The sequence below is a fragment of the Alcaligenes ammonioxydans genome (genome assembly GCF_019343455.1).
In the GTDB taxonomy this organism is placed as follows: Bacteria; Pseudomonadota; Gammaproteobacteria; order Burkholderiales; family Burkholderiaceae_B; genus Alcaligenes; species Alcaligenes ammonioxydans.
Genome location: NZ_CP049362.1, coordinates 1,773,971 through 1,793,196 on the forward strand (window position 1 = coordinate 1,773,971; position 19,226 = coordinate 1,793,196).

24 protein-coding genes are annotated in these 19,226 nt (G+C 55.1%); 15 read left to right on the top strand and 9 right to left on the bottom strand.

Annotation, left to right across the window (positions count from 1 at the left end; all coding sequences use genetic code 11):
- Positions 1 to 10 precede the first annotated feature (10 nt).
- From FE795_RS08105 to FE795_RS08115, 3 genes are all read right to left on the bottom strand, one after another.
- A complete protein-coding gene (locus FE795_RS08105) occupies positions 11 to 1,078 on the bottom strand; it encodes a coiled-coil domain-containing protein (protein ID WP_219236012.1) in 1,068 nt (355 codons plus the stop codon).
- A 290-nt stretch (positions 1,079 to 1,368) separates the two neighbouring features.
- Complete coding sequence (locus FE795_RS08110; protein WP_003800287.1) at positions 1,369 to 1,728, bottom strand: hypothetical protein; 360 nt, start codon at positions 1,726 to 1,728, stop codon at positions 1,369 to 1,371.
- Positions 1,729 to 2,669: 941 nt separating this feature from the next.
- Complete coding sequence (locus FE795_RS08115; RefSeq protein WP_219236014.1) at positions 2,670 to 2,999, bottom strand: hypothetical protein; 330 nt, start codon at positions 2,997 to 2,999, stop codon at positions 2,670 to 2,672.
- Positions 3,000 to 3,131: 132 nt separating this feature from the next.
- On the opposite strand from FE795_RS08115, the gene FE795_RS08120 reads away from it, so the two are divergent.
- The gene (locus tag FE795_RS08120) at positions 3,132 to 3,329 is read left to right on the top strand and encodes a KTSC domain-containing protein (RefSeq protein WP_268885618.1); all 198 of its coding nucleotides are present in this window, start codon (positions 3,132 to 3,134) and stop codon (positions 3,327 to 3,329) included.
- 1,568 nt (positions 3,330 to 4,897) lie between these two features.
- Here the strand turns inward: FE795_RS08120 and FE795_RS08125 are convergent.
- The 4 genes from FE795_RS08125 to FE795_RS08140 form a co-directional block, all read right to left on the bottom strand.
- Positions 4,898 to 5,443 carry a hypothetical protein gene (locus tag FE795_RS08125; RefSeq protein WP_219236015.1) on the bottom strand — a complete coding sequence of 182 codons (546 nt, stop codon included), beginning with the start codon at positions 5,441 to 5,443 and terminating at the stop codon, positions 4,898 to 4,900.
- 313 nt (positions 5,444 to 5,756) lie between these two features.
- The gene (locus FE795_RS08130) at positions 5,757 to 6,137 is read right to left on the bottom strand and encodes a hypothetical protein (RefSeq protein WP_219236017.1); all 381 of its coding nucleotides are present in this window, start codon (positions 6,135 to 6,137) and stop codon (positions 5,757 to 5,759) included.
- A gap of 83 nt (positions 6,138 to 6,220) precedes the next feature.
- Positions 6,221 to 7,036: a LexA family protein gene (locus tag FE795_RS08135; protein ID WP_230406297.1), complete on the bottom strand. Its 816-nt coding sequence runs from the start codon at positions 7,034 to 7,036 to the stop codon at positions 6,221 to 6,223.
- Positions 7,037 to 7,228: 192 nt separating this feature from the next.
- Entirely contained in the window at positions 7,229 to 7,435 is a 207-nt protein-coding gene (locus tag FE795_RS08140) for a hypothetical protein (RefSeq protein WP_219236019.1), read from the bottom strand.
- Between the two features lie 62 nt (positions 7,436 to 7,497).
- Here FE795_RS08140 and FE795_RS08145 point away from each other — a divergent pair, with 62 nt between their 5' ends.
- The 7 genes from FE795_RS08145 to FE795_RS08175 all read left to right on the top strand — a co-directional run bounded on the left by FE795_RS08145 (position 7,498) and on the right by FE795_RS08175 (position 11,200).
- The gene (locus FE795_RS08145; RefSeq protein ID WP_219236021.1) at positions 7,498 to 8,070 is read left to right on the top strand and encodes a hypothetical protein; all 573 of its coding nucleotides are present in this window, start codon (positions 7,498 to 7,500) and stop codon (positions 8,068 to 8,070) included.
- Positions 8,071 to 8,110: 40 nt separating this feature from the next.
- Positions 8,111 to 8,482, top strand: coding sequence for a recombination protein NinB (locus FE795_RS08150; protein WP_230406298.1), 372 nt, complete (start codon positions 8,111 to 8,113; stop codon positions 8,480 to 8,482).
- A complete protein-coding gene (locus FE795_RS08155) occupies positions 8,479 to 8,877 on the top strand; it encodes a nuclease domain-containing protein (RefSeq protein ID WP_219236026.1) in 399 nt (132 codons plus the stop codon). Before FE795_RS08150 ends, FE795_RS08155 begins: the two co-directional genes overlap by 4 nt.
- On the top strand, positions 8,874 to 9,704 hold the full coding sequence (locus FE795_RS08160; protein ID WP_219236028.1) for a helix-turn-helix domain-containing protein: 831 nt from the start codon (positions 8,874 to 8,876) through the stop codon (positions 9,702 to 9,704). Before FE795_RS08155 ends, FE795_RS08160 begins: the two co-directional genes overlap by 4 nt.
- 1 nt (position 9,705) lies before the next feature.
- Positions 9,706 to 10,359: a DUF6475 domain-containing protein gene (locus tag FE795_RS08165; RefSeq protein WP_219236029.1), complete on the top strand. Its 654-nt coding sequence runs from the start codon at positions 9,706 to 9,708 to the stop codon at positions 10,357 to 10,359.
- The gene (locus tag FE795_RS08170) at positions 10,356 to 10,691 is read left to right on the top strand and encodes a DUF1064 domain-containing protein (RefSeq protein ID WP_219236030.1); all 336 of its coding nucleotides are present in this window, start codon (positions 10,356 to 10,358) and stop codon (positions 10,689 to 10,691) included. The genes FE795_RS08165 and FE795_RS08170 overlap by 4 nt, the downstream gene beginning before the upstream one ends.
- A gap of 149 nt (positions 10,692 to 10,840) precedes the next feature.
- Positions 10,841 to 11,200 carry a hypothetical protein gene (locus FE795_RS08175; RefSeq protein WP_219236031.1) on the top strand — a complete coding sequence of 120 codons (360 nt, stop codon included), beginning with the start codon at positions 10,841 to 10,843 and terminating at the stop codon, positions 11,198 to 11,200.
- Between the two features lie 361 nt (positions 11,201 to 11,561).
- Here FE795_RS08175 and FE795_RS08180 read toward each other — a convergent pair whose 3' ends face one another.
- Positions 11,562 to 11,801, bottom strand: a complete 240-nt coding sequence (locus FE795_RS08180) for a hypothetical protein (RefSeq protein WP_219236032.1) — start codon at positions 11,799 to 11,801, stop codon at positions 11,562 to 11,564.
- Positions 11,802 to 12,387: 586 nt separating this feature from the next.
- On the opposite strand from FE795_RS08180, the gene FE795_RS08185 reads away from it, so the two are divergent.
- Positions 12,388 to 13,020 (top strand): putative metallopeptidase, encoded by a 633-nt coding sequence (locus tag FE795_RS08185; protein WP_219236033.1) that lies wholly within the window; start codon positions 12,388 to 12,390, stop codon positions 13,018 to 13,020.
- Between the two features lie 6 nt (positions 13,021 to 13,026).
- Here the strand turns inward: FE795_RS08185 and FE795_RS08190 are convergent, their stop codons facing one another.
- On the bottom strand, positions 13,027 to 13,428 hold the full coding sequence (locus tag FE795_RS08190; protein WP_219236034.1) for a hypothetical protein: 402 nt from the start codon (positions 13,426 to 13,428) through the stop codon (positions 13,027 to 13,029).
- Positions 13,429 to 13,500: 72 nt separating this feature from the next.
- On the opposite strand from FE795_RS08190, the gene FE795_RS08195 reads away from it, so the two are divergent.
- Genes FE795_RS08195 through FE795_RS08220 form a run of 6 tightly spaced genes read left to right on the top strand, consistent with a single transcriptional unit; the run spans position 13,501 to position 19,226 of the window.
- On the top strand, positions 13,501 to 13,974 hold the full coding sequence (locus tag FE795_RS08195) for a DUF2280 domain-containing protein (RefSeq protein ID WP_219236035.1): 474 nt from the start codon (positions 13,501 to 13,503) through the stop codon (positions 13,972 to 13,974).
- Positions 13,964 to 15,451, top strand: a complete 1,488-nt coding sequence (locus tag FE795_RS08200) for a phage terminase large subunit family protein (RefSeq protein ID WP_219236037.1) — start codon at positions 13,964 to 13,966, stop codon at positions 15,449 to 15,451. The genes FE795_RS08195 and FE795_RS08200 overlap by 11 nt, the downstream gene beginning before the upstream one ends.
- Positions 15,452 to 15,676, top strand: coding sequence for a hypothetical protein (locus tag FE795_RS08205; RefSeq protein ID WP_219236038.1), 225 nt, complete (start codon positions 15,452 to 15,454; stop codon positions 15,674 to 15,676). It begins immediately after the preceding gene.
- Positions 15,673 to 17,043: an anti-CBASS protein Acb1 family protein gene (locus FE795_RS08210; protein ID WP_219236039.1), complete on the top strand. Its 1,371-nt coding sequence runs from the start codon at positions 15,673 to 15,675 to the stop codon at positions 17,041 to 17,043. The genes FE795_RS08205 and FE795_RS08210 overlap by 4 nt, the downstream gene beginning before the upstream one ends.
- Complete coding sequence (locus FE795_RS08215) at positions 17,006 to 17,935, top strand: phage minor head protein (protein WP_219236040.1); 930 nt, start codon at positions 17,006 to 17,008, stop codon at positions 17,933 to 17,935. The genes FE795_RS08210 and FE795_RS08215 overlap by 38 nt, the downstream gene beginning before the upstream one ends.
- Positions 17,913 to 19,226, top strand: coding sequence for a hypothetical protein (locus tag FE795_RS08220; RefSeq protein WP_219236041.1), 1,314 nt, complete (start codon positions 17,913 to 17,915; stop codon positions 19,224 to 19,226). Before FE795_RS08215 ends, FE795_RS08220 begins: the two co-directional genes overlap by 23 nt.

A 19,226-nucleotide genomic window follows, 5' to 3' on the forward strand; every position in this document is an offset into this window, starting at 1 on the left:
GTGTCCTCAATCAATATTGGATTCGGATAGCCGGGATCAGCCCCTTGGCAATCAGAATGACGGCTTGCTTGGCGCACTCGTCGGGTAAACCGTTTTCGATGAATGCAGCCAGGGCGGCGTTGTTGATGCTGGCCTTGTGAGCGATATCGGCCTCGCGCCGGCGCTGGGCGGCTTCTTCTGCTGCCTTGGCGTCGGCCTGGCGCTTGATTTCTGCCTGGCGGGCTAATTCGGCGGCATCCTTGGCGCGTTGCTCGGCGGCTAGCTTCTCCGCTTCGGCACGGGCCTCGGCTTGTTTCTGACGCTCAATGGCTTGCTGACGATCCTGTTCTGCGCGTTCGGCTGCGGCTCTTGCATCCGCTTCACGCTTGGCGGCAGCATCGCGCTCGGCCTGGGCCTTGGTTTCCGCGTCGGCTCGGGCCTTTTCAGCGGCTTGGCGGGCAATCTCGGCCTCGCGGTCTTTCTGATCCTGTTCGGCCTGTTTGCGTCGTAGCTCGGCCAGTTCTGCCTGCTCGGCTTCGTACTTCTGGCGTTCAGCCAGGGCTGAGTTCAGAATTTCCAGCGCTTTGGCTTTGACCCGGTGAGCTTCTGCTTCAAACTCTTCCCAGGACTCGCCCATCACCGCAGATTCAACTATTGTGATGCGCTGGCGGAGGGTTTCAACATCAAGCCCACCCACTTCCCGAGCTTGCTCTGCCATGCCGTCCAGTGCGGCACGGTGGAGTGCTACGCGGCTGGCCTCTGCTTCTTCCCAGTCCGTGAGCGGCTTGCGGACTTCATCAGCCAGTGCGTCCAGTTCGTCACGCATGCGCTTGCGTTCAGCGTCGATCAGCTTGGGGATTTCCTTGAGCCTGTCCACCTGCTCTTTGCCTAAGCCATCCAGAGCGGCTTTGATCTTGCGCACCTTGAATGCGCGGCTGGCGATTTCCTTTCGGCCCTTGTCGGTCTTCAGGTTCGGCGCATGCCCGGTGACTTCTTGTCGGATGCGCTCGATATACGGGTCCAGACCGTTTGGTGTTTGGTAAATTTGCAGCGCCGTTTCTGCCGGCGGCAGTTCCGTCAGCTCTAAGACTTCGGTCATGTCATGCTCCAACTAAGTAAGTCAGCAGGGCAGGGCCGAATGCAAACAGGCCGCCTGCCGCGATGACTGCAGGAATTGCGATTGCGAAGGTAGGGAGCCAGCCCCAGGGCGGGGTGCTGCTATTTGGTGCGTAGCATCCCTGTCCATCGAAAGGGTTACGGCGGCGAGTGCGGGGAAAGCCGGGGTTTTGGTCTGTCACGGCTGCCCCCAGATGCTAAGAACGCCCTCAATCCCGAGTGCGATAAAGAAAGCGGCGCAGCAAAAGAACACCGCAAAGATGAAAAACTCGATCAGCACGGCAGTGCCTCCAGTTCTTGCTGGGTCATGCAGTTATGCGTGGTGTCTGCCCAGTCGCCGATGATTCGTTCGCGTTCGGTGCGCAGAGCAGGGCGCAGGCTTTCATCATCCAGCGCAGCAAGCAGTTTTGCGGAATAGTCGAAACCCGCCGAACTGGACGCCAGAAGCGCATTCTCCATTTCTTCAATCAGCCCTATGCGGCTTACCTTTTGAGGAATCGATTGCAGGGTCCAGGCGATGTTTACGTACAGTGTTTTGCCGTACAGGCAGTTGCGGATCTGCTCCGCGATATAGGCGCGGCGGCGCTCCGCCAGCTCGTAAGCGCGTACCTCGCGCTCTGCGATAGCGTTCATGTTTAGCTCCGGGGATTGCGCCGAGACTGGCGCCATTGAAAGGGGAGAGGGTTAGCCTGCGTCTGCCGCCGTCACTGCATCTGCGCAAATGCAGGTGTTGGCGGGTTTCGGGGTTCTATGCCCTCTAGTCGCAGCACTCCCGCCGCCCATGGCGTGGGCGGGTTTGATATCGAATTGGTTAAGGGAGTGGGAATGCTGCGGCTGGAGGGTGCCCGCTTTGGGGCTTGTGTTCTATTCGCTGGGCTTGGGAGCCTTAATAATCAAGTGCTGTTATGATCGCCTCGCTCGAATTGTTTTTTTATCAGGGTGCTGTTGAATGTTTACTAGAATCTTTGGATCAGTACGACGTGAGTATTTGCTTAGGGCTTACGTCATAGGCTTAGCTTTTTTTGCCCTTTTCGTCTTCATGGATTACCAGGCAGGCTGGCCTGATGGTTTTTTTTGGAAACGAACATTCCCAGGCTTAATTTGCTTGGCACTGTTCCCATTCTCGAAGCTTGTTTATGACGAGTTAAAGCGTTTTGTGCTCGGCGACAACGTTTTTATTCTGAACGCCATAGTGATGCTCATAGCTAAGTTAATCATTAATTTCGCCTTGTTTCTGTGTGCTTGGTTTGTTGCACCTCTGGGCATTGCTTACTTGTGGTACGTGTCTAGATCGCGTGCATAGTTTCCTGATCATCAAGGCGGGCAGGGCGCTACTCCTGCTGTGTCGGCTTCGGAGACTCTTAGCTATGCCACCCGGGAATGGTCGCAATCTTCCGTCCGACTTCATATGCGACAGTTTTGCGTGTCTGCTTTCCACGCCGCCGCCATGATGATGCCCCTGTCCTGGCGCAGGGGAGGCAGATCACTATCTGCTGCCAGTACGGCTACCCAGGTCGGCCCGCCGCGAGCCCGAGGAGATCCGGCTATGCCGGCCCGCCTGGGCGGGTGATGATTCAGTAGGGCAGCCATGCCATGAGCGGCTTGCCTGTACGCTTATTGATGGAGCCGTCGGGTTTCGGTCCGCGAAACATCACGCGCAGACCGTTGGCTTTGACTGTCTTGTGCGCCAAGTCGATCCAGTCCTGGCAGAACTGCGGTGCGTCAAACTCAGGCGACACTTGTCGGGGCTTGCTCGATTTGAGAATTGTTGCCGCCCGCTCCGCGTACCACTCGTTCAGCTCTTGGGCAGTCATCTTCTCCCGCACCTTCTTGGGGGGGGCTTTACGCGCTGCCAGCGTCTTGGCCAGCGGCTCGGTCATACCAAATACACAAAATGCTGACATCGCTTTCTCCCTTGGTTGCCATCCGGCGCGACTCTCAATGAAGCCCGCCTCGGATAATGCCGGTCTATTCCCGGCTGTCACCTTCCGTGCTAAGTTGGAAATTCCGATTACAACTAGACATGGAGGGAGAGCGTGATTCCTGTTCTATCCAGTGCTATTGCTGCGGTTGGGTACGACCCCAACACTAAAAGAATGCAGATACGGTTTACTAGCGGTGGCATTACATATACATACTGCGGAGTTCCGCAATCTGTATACGACGGCCTTATGTCTGCGCCATCCAAGGGCACTTACTTCGACAGGGTTATTCGTGATCGCTATCAGTGCTAGATAGCGCTTGAATAGCCTGGTCGATAAGGCCTATTTCTTTATTGAAGTCGATCGTCCAGGAGGTTCCTTCTGATCGCGGAAGATCTGGACGATCGGTTGTAAGCGTGTTGTTGGTCGCGCACATCGCTAGTCTTGCAGCCTTTAGGGCCTGATTGGCCCTATCAATAGCCCTTCGGCGGGCATCTTTTCTCTCAGTCATTAATCTTCTCGCTTCAGTAAGCACCACCATTGATGCTTACCAAAGCGGCCTGTTTCCAGGCCGTTGCCGGGATTCCAACCAGCGTGACCGTTTCCGTTTTTGGCCGTCTACGCCTCACCCTCTTTTTCCGTGAACCGCGCTTGGCGGACTGGAAACGGCAGGGATACCGCGCAGAGCCACAACCATGCTTGTGGGTGCTATTGAGCCGGACGAACACCCCGCATAGGTGAGGTGAGCAACATCGGCAGGTGTGTTTTTAAAGAGCCTCCGCCTTGGCGGGCGCAGCCTTTGCTGCTGGCGCTCTCTGTACCGTTACTTACCGTGGCTTTGCCTAAAGGTGTTCTGCGGTTTTGGTGAAGCGTTAGATAAAGTATAGATTTCTCTAAACATATAAGTCAAGAAAAATCTAAACACAACGGCTGTGCCGTGCGGAGGCGTTGCGTAATTGGGAAGTTAATCGCGAGCCGAGCTATCTGATGGGATCTGTAAGCGTCCTGGTTATGCGACGAACGAAAGATGTCATGAGGTGCGCTTCAGGCAGTGCGTCTGGTGTGACGTCAACCACACCTGGACGCAATGGAAGAGGGCGCTACCCGGCAAGCAGGCAAAGAAAAAGCCCCTCATGAACTGCACCCCAAAGGTCGGATTAATGTCCAACTTTTGGGGTGCAGTTCATGAGGGGCTTTGTCGTATGGGCTCGTTACGTGAGCTGACGTATCAGAACGGAAGGCCGGGGAACCGGTCTTTTAGCTGTCGGATAAGTTTTTGCCGGGTCGACACCACTTGCTTAGTATAGGTTTGATGGCTTTCGACTGTTCGGCGAGCGGGCTCGCGCAACGGAGAAGTGTGGAGTGGGCTGCGACTAGCCTGGTTAAGTTTTTCGTAGATAGTAATACCTTCTGTATGACTTCAAATTACCGCTGCAGCCTGGAAATGGAGGTGATCCAAGGCAATGGTTCAGCAGAGAACTTGAAGGATAGTGAGGTAGCGAGATTGCCACCTTTGAATGAGATCAGTCTCATTGTACCAGTATGGGCTTTTCGCCCCTTTAGGCATAGAAGTGCTTTGTAACGCTTCCTGGGGCATAGGGGCGTCAGGGCCTGTTCTGTATGCCCAACAAGAAAGCCCCGGGAGGGGCTTTCAATATTAGGTAGTCGCTAGATATTATGCGGCTTTACTAACTAGTACTGAGTTAGTGTCTTCTTTACCGCAAAATGCATATGCGATTTCTGTCGAAGTCATGCGACACAATGCCATTTCTGCTCCTTCTCGAATTGCTTGCGCGAATTCATTTCGGCAGCTTGAAAGGGCTGCAGCGAGAGAAACATACTTTACGTTTGACATGATAACTTCCTAAAGATAAAAAGCGTTAACTAATGCTGAGCTCTAGCCACCTATCCACCATCTTGGAATTTAACTTCCCATGTAGCGGATTATTAGGTTGCTTAATTGCATCGTTAAGGCTTCTATTAATGCTAATTAAAATATTTAGCAGATGGGCATTTCTACCATAGAACTTAAGCACACGAGAGGAGTTGTGACTGCTAAGTTCAATTGTGCCCGTAATTGCAGTGTGTAGTACGTCATGCAGGTCTCCAATAGTCGAGGAGTCACTTACATCCCAATATTTAGCGGACGTTACAAGCTTCAAAAGCTTAGTGACACGTCGTCCAGTAGGACTTTGAATGATCTCGATAAGGGCCTCAGCGCCTCGCGTCTGCTCACCCTCATCAACCTTAAAGATACCATAAGCAAACGACGATTTGCTACTGTTTGTGTAGTCAATGTGTTGCTTTGCCCACTCAAAATGGCTCTTTAACTCCAGAGCAAAGACATCTGGCTCTGTCAGTTTGGACCATGCTTCTTCAGTAAGGTTCAATGTTTCTTCAGAAAGCTCTTTCAGTTCGTATGACAACTGTTCCTCCTAAGGGTTGGGATATGCATATAGCAGGTGCGTAGGGGGCTCCTAGCGCACTAGCGGTGGTGTAGAGGTAGATTGTTCATTGTTTCCCTTTGTTGTTTTATGGATGAAAAATAAGGAGCCAAATGGCTCCTTGTCTCTTCCTGCTCAGTCCTTCTTACGTACAGCCTCCCTGGGCTGGGTCACGTTTCCAGTCATTCACTTGCTCCCATCTTTCTTCACGTCTAGGGCTTGCTCTGCTTTGGGTTGGTACGGTGGCAGGTCAGGCGCCCGGGTAGCGCACCCAGTCAGCATTACCAAAAAGAAGCTACTCAATAAAGCGAATCGCACGGCCTTTCCCCTCTAAGCTGCCCCAGCTAAAAAAACTAACACCAGTGTTCCCGTAAGTGACATGGATTACAGCATTGGCACCAAGTTTAGCGGCCTCTGCCTTTAGCTTGTCATTGACCATTTCTTTGGTGGGGTCTGCATGAAAAACGGTTGTCTTGTTAACTGTCACCGTTAAGTCGCCCAGCCGTTCATATTTTCGATTTTCGATATCAGACTCTGTGATTAAGATTTCGCTAGCATTTGTTTGAGGGACAACAGCCTGGTGGGGGTGTGTAGTTGCTCCGTCCACTGTGCTTGTGGACCATGTGGCGCATCCAGTCAAACTGATTAGCAAAGCAACAACCAGTGTCTTTTTCATCCTCTTGCCTCTTATATTTTCATGCATAACTAAACTCTAGTTACTTGATTGTTAAAAAATAAGGAGCCAAACGGCTCCTTTTCTCACGATCTTCTGTAGTACTTCCTATGCTCTACCATCGTTCCGATGATCTGGACGTGATGCTGATCGCTTCGCATTGATGGGTAGTCTTGGTTGAGCGGCACCAGTTCGAAAACCTCCTGGCCGTCCTCGCCAATGCGCAGTAGGCGATACTTTTTGAACGTGGCCTCCTCGTCGCTGTTCTTGGCTACCACAAAATCACCAGGCCGGGGGCTGACCTCACAATCAACAATGATACGGTCACCCTCCCTGAAGTCGGGCTGCATGGAGTCGCCTTTGATCTGGAGCGCAAAGGCGCGCTCAGACAGATCCAAGTCGGTCAGCAGGTACTCCATTCCCTCGAACGTGAAGTTCTGGCCTGGGTCGCAGAACACGCCGGCCTGGACGTAGTTCAGCAGAGGGATGCGGCGCTCGCCTACTGCGGCGGGGATGACGTTGGCGTCAAACCCCTCAGATTTTGGCCGCCCAAGCCCTTCAGGGCGGTCTAGACTTCCTGCCTCAAGCTCTGCTTCTTTCTCTATTGCTCTAGCCACGCGTTCGCCGATGCTTCGACCACTGTTGTAGGTCGGCGAAAGGTACTGAGCGATTTGCGCGCGTTCGCGCCCGACTGACCGTGCGAAATCGGCAGCATTGCCTTGCGCACGGTCGTCAATCAGCTGTTGCAGGTTCCTGCGGCGGGTGGCGTAGATGTCCATCACGTGATTAAAGCAAGAAAAAACTAAACATTGGTTTAGATGTTTCTTCTCTTTTTGTTTAGAATTATCTATACTTGATGCATGGACGCAAAAAACATCATCCAAGAAATGGGCGGTCGCCAAGCCGTTCTCCAGATTACGGGGTTAACCAAAGGTCGGATCTCTCAGTGGGAGAAGGCCGGCGAAATTCCAAGGGCTTGGCAACTGGTTTTCCACCACATGAATCCGGTGGTGCCTGCACCGGCGCCGAAGGAAAGGAACAGCCATGCCTGATCCCAAAGACCGCGAGCCCATCCCGATTGGGCCGACAGACGTCTAGTGCAGCGTCGCGGCCCCGGCCTCGCCCAAGCCGTGAAATTCATTCCATAGCAGTCGATCCAGCACGCCCTCTACATGGGCCTCTGTTGGGTATTCAAACATTTGCCTGGCCAGCTCTTCGGCACGGTCCAGCAGCTCCAGGCGCTCTAAGTCGATTTCTTCTTCCATGCCGGTAGTGTCCGGCCCATTCAGATTCTTATCCATACGTAGTTCCCGAGGATTGCAAAGGTCTCAGGGCTACTTTACGAAAGCAGGACGGATCAATCATGCGAAACGAGTCGCACAAATCCAAGCTGAAGGCCTTGCTGCACTACGTCGATCAATGGCGCGCACGCGTGGGGAGCCGGGAGGCGGTGGCCCTGGCCATTGTGGAAACCCATCAACGCCACGGACTGGAGTCCAGCAGCAAAATCCGTTTCGAGACAGCCGGTGACACATTCACGTTGGCCAAGAATGCAGCTGATCGGATCTTCCGCTGGCTCGACGATCAGACGAAAGACAACAACTACATGCCAGCCAACTTTGAGCAGTCCATTCTCCTGGCCATGCCAGAAGACCTGCGCTACGCCTATGTAAACGAAATGCTGCGTCCGCTGGGCTTCTCCGCGCGCAAGTTCATTTTCTGCTTCGGGCAAGAGTTCGATGTGGTGGACCGCGTGAAGGCGATCAACAAGGAAGGCTCGGAAGCCATGGCGGCGGTGCTGAATCTTTCCCAAGACAGCAGCCTGGATGCGATGGAAGCCGCGCACAAGGAGCTGTCAGAATCCATCGGTACCCAACGCGCAGCGCGCTCAGCACTGGAAGAACAGATCGCCCAGCGTAAGCATGTGGGGGCCTGATATGCGTTTGATTTATCGGGAGTTCACGCTTCGGGATGGATTGAGTTGGAACAATCTTGTGGCATTGGTGCGGGCGAATGCGCGTGCCGCGATCGACAACGATAAGCCGCTCAAGGTCATCGTGACTCAAGCAGAGGCAAAGCGTCGCAGCGTCCAGAATCGCTACTACTGGGTCGCGGTGATTACTCCGATCGCTGAGCAGGCCTGGGTAGGCGGGCACCAGTTCAGCAAAGAGTCCTGGCACGAACTGTATGGCAGGATGTTCGGAGTCTGCGAGGACATCACGTTGCCTGATGGCGAGGTAGTTACCCGCCGACTCTCCACTACCGATATGACAGTCTCGCAGTTTTCGGAGTATTGCGAGCGTGTTCAGGCTCATGCCGCCCAAGAGTATGGAGTGGAGTTCTCATGAGAGCCTGGAACAGTACCCTGCGTGCCAGCGGACCGCTGCGCACTTATAAGCCGATGAAAGCTACGGCCTGGAAGAAGCGGGCGCCTAAGACACGAGTCGGGCGGCACGACGCCAAGCTGCGTAATGCCGTGCGTGGTCACCCCTGTTATTTGCAGATTCCCGGACTGTGTCGCAGCTATCCCGATGACCCGACTGTGGTCCCGTGCCATCCCAACTGGCTGGAGTACGACAAGGCAGGCGGACTGAAAGCCCCTGATTTTTACACCGTCCCAGGCTGTTATGCCTGCCACGCAGAGCTGGACCAAGGACGACGGTTTACTCGCGATGAGAAGAAAGCGATCTGGGAGCGTGCATTCACTGCTTGGCGCCCAGTGCGGGATAAGGAGTTTGTATGAGCGTCAAGGTAATGACGGCCGTATTTGAACGGTACCCGGTCGGTGGCGGTGAGATGATTCTCGCCCTGGCGCTGGCCGATCACGCTGATGACGATGGGGCCAAGGTTTTCCCGTCCATTGAGCATCTGATGATAAAGACGCGGCAATCGCGCCGCACGGTCCAGTATCAACTGCGCAGGATGGAGGAGTCTGGCTGGCTGATTCTGGTCAATAGCGGTCATGGTGGACGTGGCCAGTCCCGCGAGTATCGAATCAACCTCGATTGGATTAAAGGTGGCGAAGTGCCGGGCCAAGAAAACGGTGCAGAAATTGCACCCATTTCTGATGGAAAAAACGGCGCAGATTTTGCGCCCATTAATTCACCTGAAAAGGGCGCAATTCACGACATAAAGGGCGCATCTGACGACACAAAGGGTGCAAACGACGACATGAAAGGGTGCAACGGGTTGCACCCGCATATAACCACCATAGAACCATCAAGTAACCGTCATAAACCATCAAAGGCTGACGCCTTGGTTTTGCCCGATTGGCTGGATTCTGATGCGTGGTCGATGTGGGATGAATTCCGAAAAGAAAAATCCGGTAAGGCTTGGACGGAGGCAGCCAAGCGGCTTTCCCTGCGAACACTTGGCAAGCTACATGCCGCTGGGCAGGACCCCATAGCCGCCATCGAGCAGAGCATTGAGCGTGGTTGGACTGGGCTTTTTGGCATCAAGGAAAGCAACGCCGGACAAGGGCTCTCAGCGCAGTCCGGAGCCTTGAATCGCCAGGAGGCCTTAGAAGCCCGAAACCGAGAAATTGCCCGTCTAGCCGCTTTGGAGTCCTGAGATGCACGACACTGAAAAACAGCAGTTCTTTGGCCTTATGGCCGACGTCTATGCCTTCTACCACAGGGACACATCGCGCTTTGCGTTGAACGTCTGGTGGGAGGCCATGAAACCCTTTGATTACCCAGCCGTGAACGAAGCCATAAACCGGCATTGCGTGAACCCGGACAACGGCCAGTATGTGCCGAAGCCTTCGGACATTGTGAAGCTGTTGCGTGGCTCGACTCAGGATAGCGCCTTGGTGGCCTGGGCAAAAGTGGATAAAGCCGTGCGTACCGTCGGCACATACCGCAGCGTGACATTTGACGACCCGATCATTCTGCTGGTTCTGCAGGATATGGGCGGCTGGATCGCCCTGGGGACGAAAAAAGAAGACGAGTGGCCGTTCGTGGCGCGTGAGTTCGAGAACCGCTACCGAGGCTATGCCACGCGCCCCAGCCTGGAATACCCCCGTTGGCTACCGGGTATTTCTGAAGCGCAGAACAGCCAGGCCGGCCAGCCGGTAGAGCCGCCGGTGCTGATCGGTGATGCTGTGCGCGCCAAGCTGGTGCTGCAGAACGGCTCCGAAACGCAACGCATCGGGTTCCAGCAGCTCAGCGACAGAGAAATGCAGGAGGCATTGGCTCCCAGCTCACCGCGGAGGCTGCAGGCATGAAGCGCAAGTACGGAAACCGCAAGGTCACGCTGGACGGCCACACCTTTGACTCGAAACGGGAGGCCTGCCGATATGGCGAGCTCAAATTTCTGGAGCGGGCAGGGCAGATAACCGACCTGGAGCTGCAGCCCCGTTTCGAGCTGATCCCCAAGCAGCGCCGCGACGACGGTAAGCCGGAGCGGGCCTGTGAATATGTGGCTGACTTCCGGTATACGGACGTCCGCACCGGTCAGCAGGTAATCGAGGACACCAAGGGCATGCGCACGCGGGACTACATCGTAAAGCGCAAGCTCATGCTCCAGGTCCACGGCATTTCGGTGCGGGAGGTCTGATATGTCATACCCAAGCTGGATGTACCAAGACCCATCGAAGCATGTTGATTTCGTGCGCCGGAAGCGGAAAGAGCACCAGGAGCGGCAGCCCGAGGCGAAAAGGGAGCGGGCGCGGGAAGGACTTAAAGCGTTATTCGGGGAGGGCAACCATGCAAAAACTGAGCGGCGATGATTTGCTTTGGAACTGGGCCCGCTGGTGCTGGTCCGGGGAAACGGTCGGGAACATGGAGCGGTATGTGCCCTGGGAGGACGATTACCGCCCGATCAACCAAGACCACGCCCAGGCTGTGGACGCTCTGTACCAGCGCCTGCCGCTTTATCAGGCCATGGTGGTGCAGGCTGAGTACACCCGCAAGAACTCGCACTTTGGCAATCTATCGGCATCTGAGCGCCTGGTGGTAGCTCGTCGGTGGATTCGCCAGATTACGGGAGCCATTTTGCGGGACGAGGATTACAAACGGCACCTGGAAGGATTCAGGGCTAAGGTAGAAAAGGAGATATTGCTTTGAAGTATGCGTCGGAGGTGATTGATCTGCTGGCGGCGTATCCGGGGCTAGGATTTAGGATGGCGCAAATCGTTCGACACGTCACTCAAGCGAAGAGCATCAGTGATTCACGCCGTGGAGCGGTTAGGGAAGGGGTACGACAAGTGTTGGTTGAGTTGAGCAAGTCAGGGCAGATCCGGGTTGAAAAATCAGGCGCAACTTCAGCCACTTATACTTGGCTGCCAAAACTGCAAGATTACCGGCTGGAAAACTGCAAGGGAAACTGCAAGAATACCAGTGAGCACAACTGTGCCTGTAGGTTTTGAATCAAGCCCGCCCATCGAAAGATCGGCGGGTTTTTCTAACAGCCTAAGAGATTATCGGTTCAATGGTCGTTTGAAATGAGCTGGGCTTTCATGATAGTTAGCTTCCTGCCAAGCTGCTCTTGTAGTAGTTCTGTATATAAAGGAGCGGGCCGACCCTCGGCCTGATCAGGAATTATTGGCGTGAACTTAATATGCTCCGCAATGATTTCTAGAATTGCTGGCTCGAATGCGTCTTCCGGCCTGCTGACATCCACATGCCGTTCCTGCCCCTCGTACACAAATGGAACTCTGTATTTCATACTTAATCCTTTTCGTCTGTTATTAGCCTTTCCCGCTCTTGTTCTTGGTGGGGTCTGCAAGGACGTACTTTTGCCCTGATTTTGGGGTGGGCGGTAATGGCTCCCCCTTGACGACAGTTCTTTCTTCTCCTGTCTTCCCGCCTCTTGGTCCGCGAATCTCGTATTGCCCAGACTTAGTGGCTATTTCTCCCGGCTTCTTCATGGAAGGATCTCCTTTGGTAATGGAAAGCCCAACTTATCACTACATTTTGTTTCTATCTAATTTGGTCGAATATATATGCCGCCTAACAAGATCTCTCTTTGATTTAATTGTGGGCTCAGTAGATAATTCTAATTTACAAGTTATACCGACAGAGGCCATTTATGAAGCAACGAAAGGCAGTTCAAATTTGCCCACACTCTGATGGGATTGCTGCATTGGCGGATGATGGGACCATATGGTGGTTAAACGGGAGTCAGGGTTGGGTTCAAATGCCAGCCTTGCCTGATATTGAGATTCCAGAAACCAATAGATTTAAACCAAGCCGTCCTCCTGGGATGGCAGTAACAGATTGACATTGACCGCCTCCGGGCGGTTTTTATATGGATGAAAGAAATGCCCCTGCCAGCGAGACCATGCCCGCCTGCTGAGTTGGTTGGTGAGGACGCACAGCTATTTCTTACGCTTCGTCCCGCGCCAGAGATCGGCGAATGGGTGCAGCGAAACATTCTGGCAGACGATGGCCCCATCCATAATCCCGACCACTTCCACCTAATTGACGCTGATCTGTGCTTTCTGTGGGCATCAACAGCTTTCACAAAGCAAGGCCGCTCGGTTCTGGGGCAGTGTGAGCAAGTGATGTTCCGCACAGGCGGGTGGCAGAAAGCCCGCCAAGAGCAACAGATGCGCGAATGGTTCGGCTACGTCCCGCAGTTCATCATCACCCTGGCAGCCGATTACTGCTCTCAGTGCAGCGACGTCGAGTTCTGCGCCCTGGTCGAGCATGAGTTGATGCACATTGGCCAGCAGATGGATGAGTTCGGCTCACCCAAGTTTGATAAAGAAGGATTCCCCAAGCTCCGCATGGTCGGTCACGACGTGGAAGAGTTCATTGGGGTCGTCCAGCGCTACGGCGCATCTCAAGATGTGCAGCGGCTGATTGATGTAGCCAAGGCAGGCCCATCGGTGGCAAGAGCCAATATCGCACACGCATGCGGTGCCTGTTTGAGGGTGGCTTGAATTTTCTCACTTTGGATAGAGAAGTTTGCTGACATCAAACACATAGGAGGCAAAAAAAGCGGAAAGGTAAATCGCACTCTCAGTTACGTCGTTCTGTTTTAACACGGTAGCGACAGCTACCGCGAGAGCCATTCCGGTGATTATTCTGTAACCCAAGTACAGGATCGACTGTAGAGTCAGTGGGGCAAGCGAGAGGCCTTTGATTTCGAGTTTTTGATGATCAAGAAGCAAGTTGATCATCCCCATCACGGTGCCTAATAGGGAGGCACAAATTACAAGAAGAAGGCTTATCCCAGTTGCATGCTCGCAAAAAATATAAATTGCACCCAAAAGTATAAGCGCTGCAAAAACGATGAAGAGAAATACAGATGGCCATATCTTCGGCTGGTTTTTAGGTTCATTGCACATGGTTTGGTTACCTTGAGTTTAACTGTCTGATTTTACTAAACAACCCTACTTGCACCATACGGATTCCACATTATGGCAAAGCTTAATGAGGCGGTGCAGCGCTTCATTGTGCAAGCGCTTGCTTGCTACGACACGCCCTCACAGGTGGCGGAAGCTGTCAAAGAAGAGTTTGGTATCGAAATAACGCGCCAACAGGCGGCCAGCTACGACCCGACGAAAACTATGGGAAAGACGCTGGCAAAGAAATGGCGGGACCTTTTCGATGAGACCCGCACTCGATTCCGACGGGAAGTGGCAGAGATCCCAATTGCTGACCAGGCCTTCCGCCTACGTCAGCTTCACCGTATGGCGAACGAGGCGATGCGCCGTAAGAATATTGTCCTGGCTGCTTCCTTGATGGAGCAGGCTGCCAAGGAGATGGGCGGCATGTTCACCAACAAGCGGGAGCTGAGCGGGCCAGGCGGAAAGCCCATGGAACATAGAACGGTGGTGGTCGATGAAAAATCAGTCGCTGCCGCCGTCTCAGCACTTGAAGATGAGTACTGATGTTGAGCCTGATGTTCTGCGCCAAGTAGCAAAGGTCCGTTGTCAGGACGAGGGACTTTTCTTTGCCCGGTACTTCTTCAAGCAGCGCACCGGTGGAAAGATGATCGTGGCCCCGCACCACAAGGTGATCCAGCAAACGCTAGATCGTGTGGTGTCTGGTGAGATTACCCGCTTGATCATTAATGTCCCACCTGGATATACAAAGACCGAGCTGGCGACGATTAACATGATCGGGCGCGGCCTGGCGCTGAATAATCGCGCCCGTTTCATGCACCTGTCTTACTCGCACAATCTGGCGCTACTGAACTCAAGTACAGCGCGGGGCATTGTTAAGTCGCAGGCTTATCAAGGCATGTGGCCCATGGTGCTGCGCGACGATGCCGACAGTAAGGCCATGTGGTGGACTGAGCATGGCGGTGGCGTATATGCGTCGTCTGCTGCCGGTCAGGTCACTGGCTTTCGGGCCGGGCATATGGAGCCAGGCTGGCAGGGAGCGTTGATCATTGACGATCCGGTCAAGCCTGATGATGCATACAGCGATACCGTGCGCGGCGGCATTAACGACCGATTCAACGAAACGATCAAATCCCGGCTGGCGATTGAAACCACGCCGATGATCGTGATCATGCAGCGGATTCACTACCAGGACCTGAGCGGCTATTTGCTGCGTGGCGGGTCTGGGGAGAAATGGCATCACCTGAATCTACCGGTGATCATTGACAACAGCCTACCGTACCCGGAAGAGAATACACACGGCATCCCGATTGACCACGGCCTGCCTGATGGCTGGCTCTGGCCTTTCAAGCACAACGAATCGCACCGGACCGCGCTGTTTTCTCACCGGCGAACCGCAGAGGCGCAGTACATGCAGCGTCCGCGCCGGTTTAACGCCGAGGGGGCGCTGTGGACTGAGGCCCTGATTGCAGCGGCCCACGCGCTACAGATTCGACATGAGCTGATACGCACCGTGGTGGCTGTTGACCCGGCCACGACTGCGAGCGACGAAAGCGACGAGACCGGCATTGTGGCGGCCAGCTCTTACGGATCGGGCGACAACCGCCAGTACTCGGTAGATGGCGACTACAGCGGCAAGTACAGCCCGAACGGCTGGGCGCAGAAGGCCATCGGTGCATACGAGCAGCACAATGCTGACGCCATTGTTATCGAGACAAACCAGGGCGGCGACATGGCAGAGTCCACGCTGAGGAATGCTGGGTTCAAGGGCCGCATCGTGCGAGTCCATGCCAGTAAAGGCAAGTTCGCCCGAGCTGAGCCTATCTCTGCACTCTACGAGCAGGGCCGGGTCGCACACAAAGGCGCTCTGTACCTGCTTGAAAACCAACTTATGGAATATGTGCCAGCAACGGCCAAGAAATCGCCCGACCGGCTTGACGCCATGGTCTGGGCGCTGACTGAGCTGGGCGGCACGCAGGCCATGGGTTTGATGATTCCAAAGCGCCTACTTCAAGGCAGATAAATGGCAATTTTCAATGTTTCAGCGCGAGACGGCAGCGTTTCGCTGGTTATCCGTGCGCGCTGCATGTCCTGTGCGCGGCAATTGGCGGCTGATCGGTCGCCTGTGCATGAAAAGAGGTTGTGGCGTGATCCTGATCTGTCCAGTGTTGATCTGGTCAGCCATCCGGAGCGCCTGGGCTATTTCAGCGAAGGCATGAACGGGATACTTAAGCGGATTACGACATGACGGCAAGCAATCTACAACTGGCGGTGAACCATGCCATGCATGTTGCCGCGTTGGCGCGTGCCCGCATGAATCTGCTCAATCCCTTGGATATGGGGCTGGATGATAAGCGGGCTGCAGCCTGGTGTGAGTACGGCTTTAAGCAAAACCTGGACTTTCACGACTTTTATAAGCTGTATCGCCGCAACGGGCTGGCCAGTGGTGCAGTAGAGAAGCTGTCCGGGACTTGTTGGAAAACGAACCCTTGGGTAATTGAGGGTGACGAAGAGGATGAGTCGCGCAAAGAGACGGACTGGGAAAAGAAAACAAAGCGAGTTCTGACGGCCCGGTTGTGGCGTCGGTTTCGTGAGGCTGATGCCCGGCGCTTGGTGGGCCGGTACTCGGGTCTTGTTTTGCGAGTCAAGGACAGCGGCAAATGGCATGAACCAGTCAAGGGCGGCTCCAAGGCCCTTGTCGATGTGGTGCCGGTGTGGGCCGCAACGCTACGAGTATCAGAGTGGGATACCGATCTGTCGTCAGAGGATTACGGCAAGCCCAAATTCTGGAGCTATGTAGAACAGAGCACAAACGGACAGCCTGGGCGGAACATCAAGATTCACCCTGACCGCGTGTTCATCTTGGGCGATTACGCAGGTGACGCCATCGGTTTTCTTGAGCCTGTCTATAACAACTTCGTTTCACTGGAAAAGGTGGAGGGCGGTTCGGGTGAGTCGTTCTTAAAGAATGCAGCCCGCCAGCTCAACGTCAATTTCGACAAAGAGATCGACTTTAATAATCTCGCCTCAATGTACGGCGTTTCGGTTAATGAGCTGCAGGAGCGATTCAATGAGGTCGCAAAAGAGGTGAACCGGGGCAACGATGTGCTGCTGCCGACGCAGGGAGCGACGGTAACCCCGTTGGTCTCAGCGGTCCCAGACCCAGGGCCAACCTACAACATCAACCTGCAGACCATTTCAGCCGGCCTGGATATTCCAAGCCGCGTACTGGTCGGCAATCAACAGGGCGAACGCGCCAGCACCGAAGACCTGAAGTTTTTCTATGCGCGCTGCCAGTCACGCCGCATGGATCTGTCTTTTGAGATCGAGGATCTGGTTGACCACTTGGTGCGCATTGGCGTGCTTGATGCCACGGGCGAAAAGACAGTGATGTGGGATGACCTCACAGAGCAGACCTTTGCCGAGCGGCTGGATAACGCCGCCAAAATGAGCACGATCAACCAGACCGCTTTGGCGACGGGCGAGGAAGTGTTCAGCAACGACGAGATACGGGTTGCTGGTGGCTTTGACCCTAAAGACAGCGAGCCGTTAGAGGAAGGCGACGATAAGGACGAGGATGGCGACGAAACCAAAACCCCCGATCCTACCCCGTGACCTGCGTGACCCTGCTGGCGTAGATGCGCTGGAGCGGCGTGCAATGCGCGACTTGAATGTGCGCATCAAGAAGGTAGCGAAGGCTTACTGTGCTGCGCTAGACGAGATACCAGTAGAGCCAGTGGTTAACCGGCGCTACCAGTTCCGACTCGACACGTATTTGCTGCGCACCTTGCTGGCCAGGCTGGATGCCATCGTTGCTGAGATCCTACTGGAAGGGGGCGATGAGAATATCTGGCTCTTTGACCGGTACGTGGAAGTAGCCGCTACACGTGGCACGGCCCAGGTGTTCGCCAACCTGTCTCAGCAGTCCGCAGCGTACAGGGGCGGGCGCATCTCATTGCAAGAGATTCTACGCAGTGAGCCGCATCGCCGCCGTATGGCATTGCTTAGTGCTCGGGTAGCCGAAGAAATGAAGGGCGTTGTCGGCGACGTGAAGTCAAACATGACTCGGGTGCTGACTGAGGGGATAGGGCGCGGCCTGAATCCCCGAGAGGTAGCGAAGAACCTGACCGCCCAGGCCGGTATCGAGACACGGCGGGCGCATCGGGTTGCACGCACTGAAATCACCACAGCGCTCAGGCGTGCCAAGTGGGACGAGGCCAGCGATGCCGAGCAGGACTACGGCCTGCAAACCAAAGAGCTCCACTTGTCAGCACTGAGCCCCACAACGCGGGCCACCCATGCGGCCCGGCACGGAAAGCTATTCACGCGGGACCAGGTGCAGGACTGGTGGAGTCAAGACGGAAACTCAGTCAACTGCAAGTGCACGACAGTGAGCGTGATGGTCGATGACGATGGGAAACCTGTTGTGCCTTCGATCATTCAACGTGCGCAACAAGCAAAAACCAATATGGAGAAACGAGGCTATGCCTGGTCAGACACAGAATAGCGGGCCGATGCAGGTCAATGTGACCACGCAGGTCAACAGCCGGCAGATTCGTAAGATCACTCACAACGGACGAGAGCATTGGGTTCTGCCCAGCTACACGCTGCCTGCCAACGTGGTCATGAACGGCGGCTTGTACCCGGCCAGCGAGATCGATGCCCACTATCAGGGGCTGGAAGGAACGCTAGCACCGCTGGGCCATCCGCAAGTGGATGGTCAGTTCGTGTCGGCATTCAGTCCCGAGGGCATCAATGTCGGCCATGTGGGCGCGTTCAACCGCAACGTAAAGAAATCCGGCAACCGCGTCTACCTTGAAAAGTGGGTGGATGTAGAGGTTGCACAGCGCACCGAGGAAGGCCGAGCCTTGCTTGAGCGCGTGGAAGCCCTTGAGCGTGGCGATGATGTGCCGCCGATCCACACCAGCGTGGCAGTGTTTCTGGATCGCCTGGAGGCGAACGAAGAACAGAAAGCGGCCGGCGCGGAGTGGGTTGCCAAGATCAAGAGCATGGACCATGACGCCATCTTGATGGATGAGGTGGGGGCGGCCACGCCGGAGCAGGGCGTTGGTCTCATGGTCAATGCGGATCAAGCCAAGCCCTTGCAGGCCAATTCTGGCGCGTTGGTGGGCGAATCCTTCCGGGAGCGCGAGCAACGCCTGGACCGAGCTGCCAAAGAGCGATTTGCTCAAGGCACTGACGAATATGCCTGGGTTGCCGACTTCACGGACAGCCAAGCCATCATCGTTCGCAATGGCGGCGCCGCTGAGGTTTACGGATACAAGACCGAGGCCGGGAAGATCGTCTTTGACGACACCGGCGCGGCTGTCGTGCGCCAAGAGTCTTGGGTGGCAGTAGTCGCCAATAGCATCAAGAAAGGCGCGCAGAAGATTTTTACCCCGCAGGCCCGGCCTGCAGTCAACAACAAGGAGGGCGAAATGCCTCTGACTCCCGAAGAAAAGGCCGAGCTGACCAGCGATATCAGTAAAGCCGTAACTGCCAATATTGGCCAAGCCGTGGCCGACGCCATCAAGCCGGTTTCCGATGCCGTGACGGCACTGCAGGCCAACCACAAGGAACTGGCCGATCAGCTGACCGCCAATGCCAAGGCCGAAGAAGCCGAGAAGCGCAAAGCCGTGGCGGCCGCGCATGGCGATATTGTCGCCAACGCCTTGTCGGGCGAAGCCCTGGACGCCATGCACAAGTCCCTGGGCACTGCTGCGCCGCTGGGCGCCGGCCACATCCAGGCCAATAGCAACGCGCTGACTGCTGATGTCACCGCACTGCCGCAGGAGTAA